An 18,129-nucleotide genomic window follows, 5' to 3' on the forward strand; every position below is an offset into this window, starting at 1 on the left:
CTAGCGCAGCACCAGCGCCGGGTCGCCGCGGCGGCGGTACACGCTGCCGAACCGGGCGTCGACGCGCAGCCACGCCGGTAGCGCACGGACTCGGACCACCTCGTCGGCGGCCACCGACTCGGGCGTGAAGTCATCGGTGCGGGCGGACGTCTGCGGGAGGAAACCCATTGCCGTGAGCGCGAATACGCAGCGCATCGGGATGCCCACCGAGTCGTCGGCCCCGCTCACGGCGACGACCTCCTGATCCAGCAGCGACGCCGGCGGGCCGTGCGCGCTGCCGTGCTCCTTGGCCAGCGCCACGCCGCGCTGGGCGAGGTCGAGCACCGCACGCGCCGGCACGTCGTCGAGGTGGACGAACCCGTTGTCCGGTGGCAGCACACCGCGCCACGCCGAGTCCATCGCGAAGCCCGGATCGACGAACCCGGTCAGGTCCATCCGGGGCAGCGCCACCGACAGTGCGTCCGCGCCCGCCGACAGGTCCGCGGGACGCACCCGGCCGGACACCACGCGGCTGGCCAGCACGTCGAAACCCGTTGCCACCCAGGCGACGACCTGACCGCCCGCGCGCTCACGCAACCGGATGACCGCGGACTCGTCGAGCCGCATCGCGCGATCGACGAACGTCACGAGATCCTCCCGGTGCGAGGGGTCCTCGAGCCACAGCCCGCGCTCACCGGTGCTCATCGCAGCCACACGCTCATCGCTGGAATCGCTGCAGATACTCCCGATGGTGCGGCGCGAGTCGCACCAGCTTCTGCTCCTCGATGTCGAACGCCGCGAGCTGCGTCTCGGCGATGACCGCCGGCTTCGAGTCCGGATCGGCGAGCACCGACCGCACCTCGTAACCGAGCGTGAAGTCGACCGCCCGGAGCCGCTGCACCCAGATCGTCACCTGCAGGGGCGAATCCCCCAGGCGCAGCTGGCCCTTGTAGGCGACGCGCACCTCGGCGATCAGCAGGCCGGTGGTGACGAAGTCGTCGGCGAACGGCGGCAACAGGAACGGGACCCGCGCCTCTTCCAGGATCGTCACCATCGTGGCGTGGTTGACGTGCTGGTACATGTCGATGTCGGACCACCGGATGGGTACCGGCGACACGTGGCGTTCACCGGTCACGAATGACTGCCCGTTCCACTGGTTCTCGTCATGCTGCGGATCTGCCGCGCCGCGACCGACAGCGTGGCCAGATCCTTCTCGCCGTCGGTGTAGATCTCGGTGAGGGTGCGGCGCGCACGCGCGACCCGCGAACTGTTGGTCAGCTCCCACTCCTCGATCTTCTGCTCCCCGGTCTCGTCGGGCTCGCCCACCTCCAGCACGTCGAGGCACAGCGAACGGATCGATCCGTAGATGTCGTCGCGAATCGCCAACCGCGCCAGAGAATGCCAGCGGTCGTCGCGGGCCAGTCCGGACACCGCCGTCAACAGCCCGTCGGTTCCCAGGTGGTCCATCAGCGCGAAGTAGGTGTCGGCGACCTCCGCGGCGTCGCGGTCCTTGATGTCGGCGATGTCGATCACGTCGAGCAGGCTGAATTGGTACAGGCCCGTCGCCACCGACCGTGCGAGGTCCTCGGACACGCCCTTCTCGGTCAGCTCGCGGGTCTGCGTCACCACGATGTCGCGGTCGTCGCCGCGCAGCCACTCCGACATCCGCGGTGTCAGCTCGGCGACCTTCGCGGCGAAGCGGTTGACCTCGGCCCCCACCGCGAGCGGCTGGGGGCGGTAGTTCAGCAGCCAGCGCCCGGCGCGGTCGATGAGCCTGCGCACGTCCAGCGTCATGCGGTCGGTGACGGCGACGGGGATCCCGTCGGCGCCGGCGGCGCGGATCTGCCGCCACACCTCGCCCACCCGGAAGATCTCGTCGGTCGCCACGTAGCTGCGTACCGCGTCGACGGGTCCGACGCCGGTGTCCTCGCTGATCCGGTAGGCGTAGCTGATGCCGCTGGTGTCGACGAGGTCGTTGACGAGCATGGTCGTGACGATCTCGCGACGCAGCTGGTGGGCCCGGATGTCGGGGGTGAACCGGCCGCGCAGCTGCGCCGGGAAGTAGTCCGGCAGGCGTGCGGCGAACACCTCCTGGTCGGGCAGGTCGGTGGCGAGCAGCTCGTCCTTGAGCGCCAGCTTCACGTGGGCCATCAGCGTCGCGATCTCCGGTGACGTCAGCCCGAGACCGAGTTCGGCGCGACGCCGGATCTCCTTCTCCGACGGCAGCGCCTCCAGCTCGCGGTTGAGACCGGTGGTCGCGACCAGGTCCCGGATCTGCCGGGCGTGTACCGACAGCAGGCTGGCGGCGTTGGCGCGGCTGGTGCCCATCAGGTCGTTTTGGGACGCGTTGTCCGCCAGCACCAGATGCCCGACCTCGTCGGTCATCGACATCAGCAGTTCGGTGCGTTCGTCGGGGCTGACCTTGCCGGCGGTGACCAGTGCGTCGACGAGGATCTTGATGTTCACCTCGTGATCGGAGCAGTCCACGCCGGCCGAGTTGTCCATCGCGTCGGTGTTGACCCGCCCGCCGGTGAGGTCGAACTCGATGCGGCCACGCTGGGTGACACCGAGGTTGCCGCCCTCGCCGATCACTCTGACACGCAACGCGTTGCCGTTGACGCGCACCGGATCATTGGCGCGGTCGCCGACGTCGGCGTCGGACTCCGTCTCGGCCTTCACGTAGGTGCCGATGCCGCCGTTCCAGAACAGGTCGACGGGTGCCTGCAGGATCGCCTTCATCAGGGCGGGCGGCGTCATCTCCTCGACGTCGTCGGCCAGGCCGAGCGCCGTGCGCACCTGCGGGCTGATCGGGATGGCCTTCTGCTCGCGGCTGTAGATGCCACCGCCCTCGCTGAGCAGACTGCGGTCGTAGTCGTCCCAGCTGGAGCGCGGCAGTTCGAACATGCGGCTGCGCTCGGTCCACGACGTCGCCGCGTCGGGGTTCGGATCGAGGAACACGTGGCGGTGGTCGAACGCCGCGACGAGCCGAATGTGCTTGGACAGCAACATGCCGTTGCCGAACACGTCACCGCTCATGTCGCCGACGCCGACGACGGTGAAGTCCTGGGTCTGGGTGTCGACGCCCATCTCGCGGAAGTGCCGCTTGACCGATTCCCATGCGCCCTTGGCGGTGATGCCCATGGCCTTGTGGTCGTAGCCCACCGAGCCGCCGGACGCGAACGCGTCACCGAGCCAGAACCCGTAGGACTTGGCGACGTCGTTGGCGATGTCGGAGAAGGTGGCGGTGCCCTTGTCGGCGGCGACCACCAGGTAGGCGTCGTCGCCGTCACGGCGGACCACGCCCGCGGGTGACACGACGTTTCCGGTCGCGGTGTCGACGTTGTCGGTGACGTCGAGCAGACCGCCGATGAAGAGGCGGTAGCAGGCGACGCCCTCGGCGCGCTGGGCGTCGCGGTCGGCCGCGGCGTCCCCCGTGGGAACCGGTGGGTTCTTGAGGACGAACCCACCCTTGGCGCCGACGGGGACGATGACGGCGTTCTTCACGGCCTGTGCCTTGACCAGACCCAGGATCTCGGTGCGGAAGTCCTCGCGACGGTCCGACCACCGGAGGCCGCCGCGCGCCACGTTGCCGAACCTCAGGTGCACGCCCTCGACCCGCGGCGAGTAGACGAAGATCTCGTACTTCGGTCGTGGCAGCGGGAGTTCGTCGATCAGGCCGGGGTTCAGCTTCACCGACAGCACGTTCTGCTCGCGGGCGGACCCCGCGCGGGTGACGAAGTAGTTGGTGCGCAGGGTCGCCTGGATCATCGACGCGAACGCCCGCAGCACCCGGTCGGTGTCCAGGCTGACCAGTGCCTCGATGTCGGCGGCGACGACGGCGGCCGCGGCCTGCGCGTCGGGCCGGGTGTCGGACTCGGTCGGGTCGAACAGCGCCTCGAACAGTGCGACGAGGGCGGCCGACGTGTTCGCGTTGCCGTTGAGGACGGTCTCGATGTGCGACTGGCTGTACGGGAAACCGGCCTGCCGCAGGTACTTCGCGTAGCTCCGCAGGATCGCGACCTGCTGCCAGGTCAGGCCGGCACGCATCACCAGTTCGTTGAACCGGTCGATCTCGCTCCTGCCCTGCCAGATGGCGGTGACGGCGTCGGCGAAGCGCGTCGCGGTGGCGGCGCGGGCCCCGGCGTCGGCCTCCTCCCGGATGGACGGGTGCACCGAGATCTTGAACTGGTAGATCCACACCGGCAGGCCGTCGGCGCGGGTGACCGTGAACGGCCGCTCCTCGAGCACGACCACGCCCATCGACTGCAGCATCGGCAGCAGCTCGCTCAGCGACGCCGATCTGCCGCCCAGGTACCAGGTGAGTTGCGCGGCGTGGTCCTCGCTCCCCTCGGTGAAGACGAGCTTCACCGACTCGTCGCGCAACTGCTCGACGATCTCGATGTCGGCGATCGCGTCGACGGGGCTGAACGCCTGCTTGTAGACCTCGGGGAACGCGGTGGCGTAGTGCGCGGCGTGGCGGTGGTCGATCACGCCGTCCTTGACCGCACCGATCAGGCGATCGCCCCACGTGCGGGCCGCCTCGGTCAGCAGCCCCTGGATGCGGTCCTCGTTCGCCTGCGAGACGTCGACGTCGTCGGGACTGGTGCCGTCGGGCAGTTTCACCGTGAAGTGCACCAGGGCCCAGGGAGATTCGCTGACGCGTGCGGTGTACTCGAGGGACAGCCCGCCGAGTTCGCGCACCAGGATGTCCTGCATCTCGAGGCGCACCGCGGTGGTGTACCGGTCGCGCGGCAGGTACACCAGGCACGACACGAAGTGGGCGAGCTTGTCGCCGCGCATGAACAGCAGCGCGCGACGCCGTGAACCGAGGTCGACGACCGCCCTGGCCATGTCGAGCAGCTGGCGTGCGCTGAGCGAGAACAACTCCGAGCGCGGAACGGTCTGGATGATGTCGAGCATCAACTGACCGGGATGGCTCGGATCGTCGTGCGACAGCGCCAACGCCTCGTTGACCCGCCGCGAGATCAGCGGGATCTCGAGCACGTTCGAGTTCATCGCGGCGACGGTGAACATGCCGACGAACCGGTGCTCGATCGTGTTGCCGCCGGGCGCGTTCTCCCGCACCACGACGATGTAGGGGTAGGCGCCGTAGCGCAGGAAGCTGGGCATGGTCGCCTGGGCGAGCACCAGCAGGTCGTCGTCACCGGTCAGCTGCGGCAGCACGTCGGTGCGCAGGCGCAGCACGCCGAGCCGACTCGCCGGTTCGACGGACGCCTGCCCGTCGCGGACCGCGCACCGCTGGTAGCCGAGCAGCACGAAGTGTCCCGCCGCCAGCCACCGCAGCAGCGCGGCCACGTCCCGGCGGTCGTAGGCGGAGAAGCTGCCCGCAAAGTCGGAGTCGAGCGCATTGGCCAGACCGACGAGCGTCGCGTTCAGGGCGCCCGAGTCGACGGCGACCTGACGCGCGTCCGCCAGCACGTTGGGCAGCAGGGTGGCGGCCTCGGTCACGGCCGACGCGTCCGCGGACGGCGACAGCTGAACGTGGATCCACGACTCCTCGACGCCGTCGCGCGGTGAGTCCGGATCGGCGGCGGGCGACATGTCGAGCATCTCGCCACTCGCGCTGCGGCGCACGCGGAACACCGGGTTCATGATCGCCACGTAGGCGACGCCCAGGCGGTGCAGCAGCACCGTCACGGAGTCCATCAGCATCGCGCTGTGGTCGGTGACGATCTGCATCGCCGGCCCGATCCCCGACTGGTCACCGGAGGCGTAGACGGCGACGTTGGTCTCGCCGACCGCCCGCTGCCGACCGACCTTGTTGTGCGCGGCCAGCAGGGCCGGGGTCACCAGGCCGCCGCCCGCCGTCCGCGTGATGGGTGCGGTCACCGCGGAGTCGGCGGCGGGTGCGTCACCGTGCGGGCCCTGATGGGTCTGCAGATACGCCCGCGCGAGGTTGGTGACCGGGTCCTTCTTCAGCACAGTCGTCGTCTCGGTCGAGCCGTCGAAGTCCCTGCCGCCGTCCGTCATTCCGCTCCGCTCCCGCCTGCGCGTCGTCCGTCGTTGGCCGATGCCGCCGCTCCGTCGTGGACACCGGCATCAAGACACGCACGAGCGACACTAATCGTCGACGGGTCGCTGCGCGCCCGCCCCGCCGGATCAGTCCCGGGTGAGGCGCCGGTGGGTGACCCGGTGCGGACGGGCCGCATCGATGCCGAGTCGTTCGACCTTGTTCTCCTCGTAGGCACCGAAGTTGCCCTCGAACCAGAACCACTTGGCCTCGTTGGTCTCGTCGCCCTCCCACGCCAGGATGTGGGTGCAGGTGCGGTCCAGGAACCACCGGTCGTGCGAGATCACCACGGCGCAGCCGGGGAACTGCTCGAGCGCGTTCTCCAGCGAGCTGAGCGTCTCGACGTCGAGGTCGTTGGTGGGCTCGTCGAGCAGGATGAGGTTGCCACCCTCCTTGAGCGTCAGCGCCAGGTTCAGACGGTTGCGCTCACCACCGGACAGCACGCCGGCCGGCTTCTGCTGATCGGGCCCCTTGAAGCCGAACGCCGAGACGTAGGCACGCGACGGGATCTCGTTCTGACCCACCTCGATGTAGTCGAGGCCGTCGGACACGACCTGCCACACGTTCTTCTTCGGGTCGATGCCGCCGCGGTTCTGGTCGACGTAGCTGAGCTTGACCGTCTCGCCGACCTTGACCTCGCCGCTGTCGGCGCTCTCCAGACCGACGATGGTCTTGAACAGCGTGGTCTTGCCGACGCCGTTGGGGCCGATGACGCCGACGATGCCGTTGCGGGGCAGCGTGAAGGACAGGTCCTTGATCAGCGTGCGGCCCTCGAAGCCCTTGTCGAGGTGGCTGACCTCGACCACGACGCTGCCCAGACGCGGGCCGGTCGGGATCTGGATCTCCTCGAAGTCGAGCTTCCGCGTCTTCTCCGCTTCGGCGACCATCTCGTCGTAGCGTCCGAGGCGCGCCTTGTTCTTGGCCTGGCGGGCCTTCGCACCCGACCGGACCCACGCGAGTTCCTCGGTGAGGCGCTTGTGCAGCTTGGCGTCCTTGCGGCCCTGCACCGCGATGCGCTCGGCCTTCTTCTCCAGGTACGTCGAGTAGTTGCCCTCGTACGGGTAGGCGCGGCCGCGGTCGAGTTCGAGGATCCACTCGGCGACGTTGTCCAGGAAGTACCGATCGTGGGTGACGGCGAGGATGGCGCCCTTGTAGTCGGCGAGATGCTGCTCGAGCCACATCACGCTCTCGGCGTCGAGGTGGTTGGTGGGCTCGTCGAGCAGCAACAGGTCCGGCTTCGACAGCAGCAGGCGGCACAGCGCGACGCGGCGACGCTCGCCGCCGGACAGGTGGTTGACCGGCTCGTCGGGCGGCGGGCAGCGCAGGGCGTCCATGGCCTGTTCGAGCTGGGAGTCGATGTCCCAGGCGTCGGCGGCGTCCAACTCCTCCTGGAGGACGCCCATCTCCTCCATGAGTTCGTCGGTGTAGTCGGTGGCCATCAGCTCGGCCACCTCGTTGTACCGGTTGAGCTTGCCCTTGATGGCCACGCCGGCTTCGACGTTCTCGCGAACGGTCTTGTCCTCGTCCAGCTCCGGCTCCTGCATGAGGATGCCGACGGACGCGCCGGGCTGCAGGTACGCATCGCCGTTGTTGGCCTGGTCCAGGCCGGCCATGATCCGCAAGACGCTCGACTTGCCGGCACCGTTGGGCCCGACCACGCCGATCTTCGCGCCTGGAAGGAAGTTCAGCGTGACGTCGTCGAGGATGACCTTGTCGCCGTGCGCCTTGCGGACCTTCCGCATCGTGTAGATGAATTCGGCCATGCCGTTGCCGTTGCCTTTCGTCTCCCCGGGTGATGCTCGGGAACCATCCTAGGCGCGGCGCTCGGACGCTAGGCGGCCGGTGGCAGGCCCTCGGCGGCGTCCGCCACGTCGTCGGGCCCGTCGCCCGATAGCTCGGACGACGACTGCTCGGCCTGCTTCCTGCTCCGGTCGATCTTCGCGATGCACCGCGCCAGATCCGGGCCCACCGACGTCGCCCGCATCTCGATCGACGTCCGCTTGATGTCGTCGCGGTCGGTGTACTCACTGGTGTAGACGTTGCCGACGACGATCACGGGATCGCCCTTGACCAGCGACGCCGCGGTGCCCGAGACCAGCCGGCCCCAGCAGTTGACCGACACGAACAGCGTGTCGCCCTGTTCCCAGACGCCTTCTGCGACGCGGCGCCGGGAATTGCTGGCGACGCGGAACTTGAAGACCTCCTGCTCGCCGACCTGGCGGTGGACCGGATCGTTGACGACGTTGCCGACGATGGTGATGGGTGTCTCGTACATGGGTGCTCCCTCTCGTGTCGCCTCGGGCGATGTCCGCGGTGGACGACTCCATTGACGGTGTGAGGGGTGACGGCGGGGGCCGGGCGGTGGGTCCGCGGCGCTGGGCTGTGGATGAAAGTCCGACTGGGGATGAGCGGACGCGAGGCTAGTGCTCGCGGTCGGCCATCTGGGCCAGCATCCGGTTGTAGGCGGCGAGGTCGGCGTCGTCGTCGCGATCGGCGGCGCGGTCCATCCGCTTGGCGGTGCGCCGGTCGCTACGCGTCCACTGGATCAGCAGTGCGATCAGCACCAGCACCAGCGGAACCTCGCCCGCCGACCAGGCGATGCCGCCGCCGAGCTTCTGGTCGTCGATCAGGTCGGTGTGCCACGGCAGCTTCAGCGACTCGTAGAAGGGTTCCGCCAACACCTCCCGCGTGCCCATCAGCACGACGCCGAAGAACGCGTGCAGCGGCAGCGAGGCGAACACGATGCCGAGCTTCGCCAGCGACGGGATGGGCCGTGGCGTGGGGTCGACGCCGATCACCACCCAGTAGAAGAGGTAGCCGCTGAGCAGGAAGTGCAGGTTCATCGCGACGTGCGCGGCATGCGTGCTCGCAGCAGCGTCGAAGAGACCGCCGAAGTACAGGCCGTAGAACCCGGCGACGAACAGCACCAGCGCGACGATCGGGTTGGTCAGCACCAGCGAGACCTTGCTGTGCAGCGCCGTCAGCAGCCACTCGCGCGCGCCGGGCGGATCACCGCGGCCGGCGGCGGGCAGCGCTCGCAGGGCCAGCGTCACCGGCGCGCCCAGCACCAGCAGGACGGGCACCAGCATCGACAGCAGCATGTGGGCGGACATGTGCACGCTGAACATCGCGGGCATGTAGCGCCCGAGGCCCGACGACGTCGTGAACAGCAGGACCGCGCACCCGAGGATCCACGCGACGATGCGTCCCGTCGGCCAGGCGTCGCCGCGGCGCCGGAGCCGGATCACTGCGGCGACGTACACCGCCGCGAACACGATGGCCGCGGTGCCGAAGATGAGGTCGAAGCGCCAGTCGAACAGGATCCGGGCCACCGTCGGCGGGCCCGCCAGGTCGTAGCCCAGTTCGACGGCGGTGATCGACGGGTTCAGCACCGGCGGCGGGGGCGGCGGCGTGCGACCGAGCGCGACGGCGATGCCGAACGTCACCGCGAACACCACGGCCTCGACGATCGCGAGGCGGATCAGCCCGCCACGGTCGGTGGGGTCCTCGTCCAGTGCCGCGACGCCGCGCCGCCGGTGCTGCCACCCGATGACGCCCAGCACGCACAGCGCGGCGACCTTGCCCAGCACCAGCCAGCCGTAGCTGCTGGTGACGAGATCCGACGGGCGCACCCGCACCAGGGCGTTGACGACGCCCGAGATGCCCATCGCCACGAAGCACCACAGCGCGATCATCGAGAAGCGTCGCGCCGCCACGTCTGCGTGCTCGCCCCCTCGCATGGCGTGCGCCAGCAGCGCGAGCAGTCCGCCCGCCCACAGGGCGCCCGCGACGAGGTGGATCACCAGGCTGTTGGTGGCCAGGTCGTGCGACCCGCCCGACGACGAGTGCCCCGACAGCGCCAACGGCAGCAGCGTGAGCAGCGAGCCGCCGAACAGCAGCGGCGTCCACGTCCACCGCAGCACCGGGATGCTCGCGATCGTGACGATGAGCGCCAGCGCCGCCGTCCACCGCCACGACCCGGCGGTCTCCACCAGATCAGCCACCGACCAGACGTCGGACAACCCGAGGGTGAACAGCGGCTGGCCGGTGACGTCGGACGCCGTCAGCGGGACGAGCACCGCGGCACTGACCGCCCACAGACCGGACGCGACGGTGCCGGTACGCAGGGCGCGGTAGCCGGCCACGTCGAGGACGCCGGACGCCTGAGGTGGTACCAGGAAGGCGGCGAAGAGGAAGGAGCCGACCGCGATCACGGCCGAGAGTTCCCCTGCCGCGCGGACGAAGGGCAGGCCGTAGTTGGTCACCGGTCCGGGGTTGGGCAGCCCGGTGGCGGTCAGCGCATCGGCCAGCGCGAGGCCGGCGATCGCCGCGGCGGTGACCCCGCCCAGCAGCGCGACGCCCACCAGGAGCGGTACGACCGAACCGTGGCCGGTGCGGCGCGAGACTGCGGTGGTCATGCCTTCAGCGTATGGCCGTCTCGACGTGCTTCCTCGCTCGCGGCGGCCCGGCGACGCATCTCACGAGCCACGAACTGCTTGCGGGAGATCCGCTCGACCCTGTCCATGTCGGTCAGGATGCTCCGCAATTCCCTCTGGAAGAGCGCCCGGCGCTCGCCGAGGTCGTCGGCGGGTTCGAGAAGTCCCTGGTCACCGCACACCTGACGGGCCGTGGCGAACAGCAGCGCCGACACCGCCTCGTTGCTGCGCACCCGTTCCTGCGCCACGTACTGCGCGCCCACGCCGAGCGCCCGCCTGGTGAGTTCCTTCTCACTGACGTCCGGCGGATCGTCGCCCAGCACGTCGGCGACGATCTCGTAGGCCTCGAAGAAGGGTCGCAGCATGGCGCCCGCCACCACCGGCCGCTTCTCGTGCAGGATCGCGTCGAGACGGTCGCCGCCCGCGGTGACGTCGTCCTCCCAGTGCGGGAACCACGACATCTCCTCGGCGACGTGCTCCCGGAACGCCGTCGACTCGGCGAAGTAGAAGTCGAACTTCAGCAGATCGCGTAGCCGCATCGCCTGACGCCAGAACGCCGCGAGGCGGTCCCCGTCGGTGCGGGCGGCGTGCGCCAGCGCGAGGTCGACGATGGACGTCTCGAGGAACGCGTCGATCAGCGTGTTGCGGTAGAACGCCGCCTCGTGTTCGTCCTCCGGCGCGATCAACCACACCGGTTCGCGTCCCCCGTCGACCCGGGTGACGGGATGGCCGTTCGAGAGCGCGTCGACCGCCGCGCGCACGCCGTCCGGCGTACGCAGTCGCAGAGCGCTGTTGGTCATCGGGTTCTGCTTGCGCTCGAGGTAGTCGAGCGAGTCCTGCAGCGTGTGGTGCAGCTGATCCAGCGTCAGCGCGACGCCCTTCGTCGTCAGCAGCAGCGCCGACACCAGAGCCGAGGCGTTGATGGGCGTGGCCCGCAGGATCCGCCACGCCACCTCGAACGCCATCTTCTGCATCGCGAGCCGCTTGGCGGCTTCGTCCTCGGCCATCGTGCCGTGCGGCTCACCGAGGTACTCGCGCATCGACACGGCCTCGGGGAAGCGGACGTAGATCTTGCCGTAGTTGCGATCGCCCTGCGCCTTGATGAAGTTGTACAGCCACGACAGGCTCTCCGGAGTCTTCTCCCCGCCGCGGGCGTAGGCGGCGTACTCGGCGGTCTCGTGGAGTTGGTCGAAGCTGATGGAGACGGGCTGCAGCAGGATGTCGTCGCTGCGGCCGGCCAGGTAGGCGTCGGCGACGTAGGCGAGCAGGCCGAGCTTGGGCGGCAACATCTTTCCGGTTCGCGACCGGGTGCCCTCGATCGACCAGTTGAGGTTGAACCGCTTCTCGACGATGTAGCCGACGAACTCCTTGAGTACGTACTTGTAGGTCGGGTCGTCGAGCTTGCGCCGGATGAAGATGACCCCCGACCGGCGCATCAGCGGACCCATGACGCCGAACGAGAGGTTGATGCCGGCGAACGTGAAGACCGGTGGCAACCGGTTCTCCTGCATGGCGACCGGCACGATCGCGCCGTCCAGATACGAGCGGTGGGAGAACAGCAGCACCGCCGGATGGGTCTCCAACGCCACGCGCATCGACTCGATCTGGGCGCGGTCGTAGTCGATGTTGGGGTCGAATCCTCTGCTGAAGATCGCGCGGCCCATCGACGGGATGAGATCGACCGAGAACCGGCTCCACCCCGTCGACAGCTCGTCGAGCATGATGCCGGCCTTCTCGATGGTGGCACCGGGGATCTGCTCGAGACCCGCGCGGAATCGCGTGGACGCGAGCATCTCCGGCTTCACCAGCCGCGGCGACTTGTACTCCGGTCCCAGCAGCCGCAACTCGACCCGCTCGACCGCGAGGCTGGCCCGGCGCAGGACGAAGTGCGCGAACTCCCTGGGGTTCTCGGCGATCGTGGTGTCGCTCCACTGGCGATGCAGTTCGGCGACGGTGGCGGGTTCGCCGGCCACGACGCGGGCCCGGGACGGGTCGCGCTTGAGGATGCGGTGCTGCAGGATCGTCGGCGGACGGTAGGTGTCGCGTCCCGACAGGAACGACACCACCTTGGACCGGGTCGGCAGGCCACCGGGGATCCAGAACACCCGCGCCGGCACCACCGACCGGTTCTCGTCGGCGTCGAGCAGTTGGACGAGGCGGGCCAGCGTGGCCGCGGGCGGCTCGTCGTCACCGGGGAGTTCGAGCACCTCGATGCGCGCCTCGGGATGCTTGCTCCGCTGGTCCGTCAGCCAGTGCTCGAGCAGTTCGCGTTCGGCGGGCGACCCCACCGACGCCAGGACCAGTGCGTCGCCGGTCGGGCGGAACGTGGCGAACTCGTCGACGGACGGCTTCACGGCCGACCCTTCACGGTGCGCGCGGCCGAATCGGCTTCCTTCGCGATCGTGTCGGCATCCATCGTCTTCGGCGCCGTCTTCGGCACGGCCTTCTTGGCGGGCGCCTTCTTGGCGGCGGCCTTCTTCACGGGCGCCTTCTTCGCGGCGGCCTTCTTCACGGGCGCCTTCTTCGCCGCCGACTTCTTGGCGGGCGCCTTCTTCGCCGCGGTCTTCTTCGCCGAGGTCTTCCCCCGCCCGTACAGCGGCATGTCGGGCAGCCCGTCGTACGGCCAGTCCTTGAGCGTGTCGAGGTAGAGCTGCCGCACCTCGGCGATGCGCTCGGACAGGTTCTCGGATGTCCAGTCGTCCACCGGGATCGGCGGGAACACCGCGACGTCGACCGAGCCGGCGTTGAACGTGCTCGAGTCGCGTTCGGCGATCACCTCCGCGTTGCGGATGACGATGGGCACGATCGGGATGCCTGCCGCCATGGCGATGCGGAACGGTCCCTTCTTGAACTCGCCCACCTCGGTGGTGTCCAGCCGCGTGCCCTCCGGTGCGATCAACACCGAAAGTCCCTTCTGCGCAAGCTCTTCCACCTTGCGCAGGCCCTCGACGGCTGCCTTCGGGTCGTCCCGGTCGATGAACGCCGCGTCCATCACCTTGCCGACCGTCCCCATCAGCGGGTCCTTCTCCAACTCCTTCTTGCCCACCGAGGTGAAGTTGTCGCTGATCAAGCGGCCCGCGATCAACGGATCGGCCTGGTTGCGATGGTTGAACAGGAACACCGCGGGCCGGACCGCCGTCAGGTTCTCCTCACCGACGACGTTGAGATCGATGCCGATCACGGTCATCAACAGGCGACTCCACGTCGAGGTGAAGAAGTTCACGCCCGTGCGACGGTTGCGGGTCAGCAGCCCCACGCCGATGGCGCCTGCGGCGGCGGGCACCAGCGACGCGATGGCCGCCACGGTCCGGATCTGGGACACCGGACTGCTGCCGCTGCGGCTGGTGAACCGCAGCACCGGCCACCCACGTTTCATGGCGACGGCCTGCAGCTTGCCTGCGGGGTTCGTGGGGCGCGGATTGCCGACGAGGTACATCAGCGCGACGTCCTCGTCGCCGTCGGCGTAGAAGTAGCTCTTGGCGAGGTCGACGCCGTTCTTCGCCGAGAAGTTCTGCACCGCACGCGCCTTGCCCGGACCCCAGATGATCGGGCGTCGCACCTCGCCGGTGACCAGACCGTCGTCGTCGACCTCGAACTGGTTGCTGAGCACGTTGGTGATGCCCAGGAAGCGGGCGACCGGCTCGACCTGGACGGTGAGCGCCGACGAGCTGAGGACCACGGTGTGGCCGCGAGCCATGTGCGCGCGCACCAGGTCTCGCATCTCGGGGTAGATGCGCGACTGCACGGCCTGCACGAAGAGCCGCTCGCCGAGTTCGTCGAGATCGGCCATCGAGTTGCCGTGCAACATGCGGGCGCCCTTGCCGATCAGGTCCTCGAACTCCGAGCGGCCGAGCTGATGGTTGAGTCCGGCCTGCACCATGCCGAAGAATTCGCCGACGCCCATCTGGCGGCGCCGCAACCGGTCCCGGGTCATGAGGACGCCGGTGAACCCGGCGACGAGCGTGCCGTCCAGATCGAAGAACGCACCCACCTCCGGCCCCTCCGGACTGGCCAGGATCTCGGCCACCGATCCTGGGAGGCGCAGATTGCGCTGACTCTGGCCGTTCTGCGAACTCATCGTGGCGCACTCTCGTCGTCGGAGTTGGTTCCTGGCGTGTGCGGTGCGAACGACGCCGGTATGGCACGGCCGTCCCCACCGAGGGCGAGCACCTCGTCGAAGCCGTCGACGAGGCACCGCGCCCACAGCTCGGGATCGGTGATCGAGGCCCGGTCGTAGCGGGTACTGATGGTGCAGTAGCCGGCGCGCGACACCAGGACCACCATCATTGCGACGCCCGGCAGCGGGCCGAGTCCGTAGTGCCGCAGGATCTTCGCCCCGGAGATGAACGTGTCGCCGGGGTAGATCGGGATGTTGCTGGCCTGCACGTCCGAGGCGACGACGGAGCCCGCGACGGACTCGAGGATCGGATCGGGCAGGAAGCTCAGGATCGGTGCGACCGACCCCACCAGGTCGATGGCCCGCTCCTCGCGCTTCTGCATCATCTGCTCTCGCACCCGCAGGATGCGCTCGGTCGGGTCGACGATGGCGACGGGGGCCGCGAGGTTGATCCCGGCGAACCGGTTGCCGCCGGCCGGATCGTCCTCCGAGCGCAGGTTGACCGGCACCGCCATCGGCACCGTGTCGACGGGCAGCCCCATCTCGTCGTGGTAGAGCCGCAGGGCGCCGCACAGCCCGGCGAGGTACGCGTCGTTGATGGAACCGCCCACGGCCTTGGCCGCGGTGCGCAGATCGCTGAAGACGATGTCGATGGCTTCGCTGCGGGAGGTCAGGCTGCGCCGGCGCAGCAACGGCGAGGGCTGCGACACGGGACCCATCACGCGGGCGCCGGACCGGGCGTAGTCGACGACGCCGCCGACGGCGGACACCGGGTCGCGGACGACCCGACCCAGGGTGTGCGCCGCTCCGCCGAGTGCGCCGCGCAGACCGCCGAGGATCGAGTTGGGCAGGTTGGTGATGCCTTCGCGCATCAGGTCGTTGGGCGACAGGTCCTGCGGAATCGGCAGCGGCGCCTGCTCTTCGGCGGGTGCGTCGCGCTCGAGATCGTAGATGTGGGCGAACATCTCGACGCCGCCCACGCCGTCGGTGACCGCGTGGCTGAGGTGCAGGATCTGGGCGGCGCGACCGTCGGCGAGGCCTTCGACGAGGGTGGCCGACCACAGCGGGCGGGAGATGTCCATCGGCGACTGCAGTGCCACTTCGGCGAGGTCGAGCACCTCGCGGAGCGTGCCGGGCTCGGGAGCCCGGACGCGGCGCACGTGGAAGTCGAGGTTGAAATCGGGGTCGACGACCCACCTCGGCGCCGCGGTCGGCAGCGTCGGCATCACCACCTTCTGGCGAAGCCGCAGCACCTTGCGCGACGCGTTCTCGAAGTTCGCCCGGTACCGGTCCCAGTCGGGGGTGGTGTCGAGCAGCTCGACGCCCATGATCCCGGAGCGCGTGCGGGGGTTGGCTTCACCGCGGTGCAGCAACTGATCGACTGCGCCCAGCTCGTCGGGCAGTCCGGCCGCGTCCCACTCCGGCACGTCGCTCATCGCGTGTCGCTCTCCTCCCCTGGGGTGTCCAATGCTGACACCACGCTAGTCCGCGGCCTGTCGACGCGGAGCGCAATAGGGTCGGAGCGTCACCGTCTGGCAACCGGCTGGGAGATACAATCTGCGTGCATTGCCTCCGTAGCTCAGTTGGATAGAGCAAGAGCCTTCTAATCTCTAGGTCGCAGGTTCGATTCCTGCCGGGGGCGCTCGTACTTCACGGTCGGCGAACGTCGACTTTCCGTCGCTGCGAGGCGGCGATCGCAACGAGAAGTCGACGTTCGCTCGAGGCCCCGCGTACCTAGCCGACCAGCGGCCGACCCAGCGGCAGCGCGCGGCCGCCCGTCTCCTCCCACAGCGACGCGGCGTAAAAGTACACGACGAACGCCACGAACACGAACACGGCCCAGCCGCCGGCGTGGGTGGCCAGGGCACTTCCGGTCAGGCTGCCGACGAGCAGCAGGACCAGCGCGACGTCGACCACCAGGAGCAGCACCGGGTAGGTCCACGGCAGGCGCAGCAGCAGCACCGTCAACAGCCCGATGGTCAGCAGCCAGCTGCCCAGCCACAGCGAGGTGGTGGCGCTCGCGTCGGCGGCGGCGATGCCGAACCAGTCGTGGGTCAGGCCCAGCGACAGCACGGCGAAGCTGCCGTAGAAGCCGAAGAACGTGCCGTAGACGGTGGCGTTGACGTTCTGCCCCAGCGCGGCCGCCCAGATGGTGGCGATGATCAGGCCCACCGACGTCGCCGACAGCAGGATCGGGATCGCCGCGGCTGGGACATTCACGAGGCCGGTGTTGGTCAGGCCCAGACCGAAGCCGCCGGCGACGATCAGCGGGAGCGCCACCAGCCCGGGATTGCCCGGCCGCGGCGGCGGGTCGGCGTCCGGCACACGGCCGTCGAGACGGGTGGACGGGGAGTCGAGCGTTGCGGTCACGAGGTGGCCCTTCGGTGGTGATGCCGTGAATCCGTTGCGGCACAGCGGACGTCGAACATGCCTCGAAACGTAACGTCGCTTGGGCGGGCTCTACAGGTTTGCGATCAGCGGGACCGCAATCATCGGCGCGCCGTCCGGACGATGCCGTGGTGCCGTGCGGCGACGTCGGGATGCGCTCGCGCACGGGACTTCCAGGCGTTCTCGCCGTAGGTGGTGAAGATCGGGTTGTCGGGGTCGGCCTCCACGCCGCGGGACTTCCGGGCGAGGTCGGCGGGCAGCGTGATGACGGGGATGGTGGCGTCGAGCGCCGGGTTGAGGAAGTACGGGATCGAGATGCGGTCGGCACCCGGCCGCGGCGCGAGCACCCGATGGCGGGTGGCCCGCAGGTAACCGCCGGTCGCCACCTCGAGCAGCTCGCCGATGTTGACGATGAACGATCCGGGCCGGGGTGCCACGTCCACCCACTCCCCCGCCGCGGCCTCGACCTGCAGACCGGTGGACCCGGGTTCGAGCAGCAGCAGCGTCAGCACGCCGGAGTCCTTGTGCGCGCCGACGCCCTGCGGGTTGTCGGCGCTCCCCGGATAGCGCACCACCTTGATCAGCGTGGCGGGCAGGTCGGCGAACGCCTCGTCGAACAGGTCCTCCGGCGCGCCGAGGGACACCGCCCAGTGGCGCAGCAGGCGCAGCCCGACGGCCGACAGCGACTCGTCCCACTTCTCGAACGCCGACCGGAACCCCTCCGGTCGCCGCGGCCAGAGGTTCGGCCCCTGCAGCCGCCAGTACCCATCGGCACCGGGGATGATCGGCCGTTCGGGACCGATGTCGATCTGTTCCCGCCAGTCGACCTCGCCGTTGGTCAGCTCGCCGCCGAGTCGCGAGTAGCCGCGGAATTGCGGGCTCTGGAGCTGGCTGATCTCGTCCTTCTCCTCGGGAGGCAGCGCGAAGAACTCGCGGGCCAACGCGGACACCTCGGCGATCTGAGCCTCCGACACCCCGTGGCCCTCGAGGTAGAAGAACCCCGAGGTGTGTGCGGCCGAGCGCAGGTCGGCACGAAAGGCGTCGACGTCCGACGACGACAGGTCGAGAACCGGCAACATGGGATCGATCCTCCGCCGCAACCGTCGTACCGCCAAGGTGAGTCGGGGAAGTCGCCCGCCCGTTCCCGCGGCGACCGCACGCGACGCCCGATCGGCCGT

Annotated in this window: 11 protein-coding genes and 1 tRNA gene; 1 reads left to right on the forward strand and 11 read right to left on the reverse strand. The window is 69.3% G+C overall.

Annotated elements, in window-relative coordinates:
* The 9 genes from AC1MEY_RS13175 to AC1MEY_RS13215 form a co-directional block, all read right to left on the reverse strand.
* Positions 1-684: a DUF8185 domain-containing protein gene (locus AC1MEY_RS13175; RefSeq protein WP_480231044.1), complete on the reverse strand. Its 684-nt coding sequence runs from the start codon at positions 682-684 to the stop codon at positions 1-3.
* Between the two features lie 13 nt (positions 685-697).
* Positions 698-1,060, reverse strand: a complete 363-nt coding sequence (locus AC1MEY_RS13180; protein ID WP_480231462.1) for an acyl-CoA thioesterase — start codon at positions 1,058-1,060, stop codon at positions 698-700.
* 50 nt (positions 1,061-1,110) lie between these two features.
* The gene (locus AC1MEY_RS13185; RefSeq protein ID WP_480231045.1) at positions 1,111-5,970 is read right to left on the reverse strand and encodes an NAD-glutamate dehydrogenase; all 4,860 of its coding nucleotides are present in this window, start codon (positions 5,968-5,970) and stop codon (positions 1,111-1,113) included.
* A gap of 129 nt (positions 5,971-6,099) precedes the next feature.
* The gene (ettA, locus tag AC1MEY_RS13190; protein ID WP_480231046.1) at positions 6,100-7,773 is read right to left on the reverse strand and encodes an energy-dependent translational throttle protein EttA; all 1,674 of its coding nucleotides are present in this window, start codon (positions 7,771-7,773) and stop codon (positions 6,100-6,102) included.
* 68 nt (positions 7,774-7,841) lie between these two features.
* Positions 7,842-8,285: a single-stranded DNA-binding protein gene (locus AC1MEY_RS13195; RefSeq protein ID WP_480231047.1), complete on the reverse strand. Its 444-nt coding sequence runs from the start codon at positions 8,283-8,285 to the stop codon at positions 7,842-7,844.
* Between the two features lie 145 nt (positions 8,286-8,430).
* Positions 8,431-10,428 carry a bifunctional copper resistance protein CopD/cytochrome c oxidase assembly protein gene (locus tag AC1MEY_RS13200; RefSeq protein WP_480231048.1) on the reverse strand — a complete coding sequence of 666 codons (1,998 nt, stop codon included), beginning with the start codon at positions 10,426-10,428 and terminating at the stop codon, positions 8,431-8,433.
* Complete coding sequence (locus AC1MEY_RS13205) at positions 10,425-12,800, reverse strand: glycerol-3-phosphate 1-O-acyltransferase (protein WP_480231049.1); 2,376 nt, start codon at positions 12,798-12,800, stop codon at positions 10,425-10,427. Before AC1MEY_RS13205 ends, AC1MEY_RS13200 begins: the two co-directional genes overlap by 4 nt.
* Positions 12,797-14,524, reverse strand: a complete 1,728-nt coding sequence (locus AC1MEY_RS13210) for an HAD-IB family hydrolase (RefSeq protein ID WP_480231050.1) — start codon at positions 14,522-14,524, stop codon at positions 12,797-12,799. The genes AC1MEY_RS13205 and AC1MEY_RS13210 overlap by 4 nt, the downstream gene beginning before the upstream one ends.
* On the reverse strand, positions 14,521-15,999 hold the full coding sequence (locus AC1MEY_RS13215) for a wax ester/triacylglycerol synthase family O-acyltransferase (protein ID WP_480231051.1): 1,479 nt from the start codon (positions 15,997-15,999) through the stop codon (positions 14,521-14,523). The genes AC1MEY_RS13210 and AC1MEY_RS13215 overlap by 4 nt, the downstream gene beginning before the upstream one ends.
* Positions 16,000-16,131: 132 nt before the next feature.
* Here AC1MEY_RS13215 and AC1MEY_RS13220 point away from each other — a divergent pair.
* Positions 16,132-16,205 (forward strand) — tRNA-Arg (locus AC1MEY_RS13220).
* 92 nt (positions 16,206-16,297) lie between these two features.
* Here AC1MEY_RS13220 and AC1MEY_RS13225 read toward each other — a convergent pair.
* Both AC1MEY_RS13225 and AC1MEY_RS13230 read right to left on the reverse strand, forming a co-directional pair.
* Positions 16,298-16,933, reverse strand: a complete 636-nt coding sequence (locus tag AC1MEY_RS13225; RefSeq protein WP_480231052.1) for a GPR1/FUN34/YaaH family transporter — start codon at positions 16,931-16,933, stop codon at positions 16,298-16,300.
* Positions 16,934-17,052: 119 nt separating this feature from the next.
* Positions 17,053-18,030, reverse strand: a complete 978-nt coding sequence (locus AC1MEY_RS13230) for an isopenicillin N synthase family dioxygenase (protein ID WP_480231053.1) — start codon at positions 18,028-18,030, stop codon at positions 17,053-17,055.
* Between the last annotated feature and the right edge of the window lie 99 nt (positions 18,031-18,129).

This window comes from Mycobacterium sp. PTI7 (assembly GCF_056679845.1).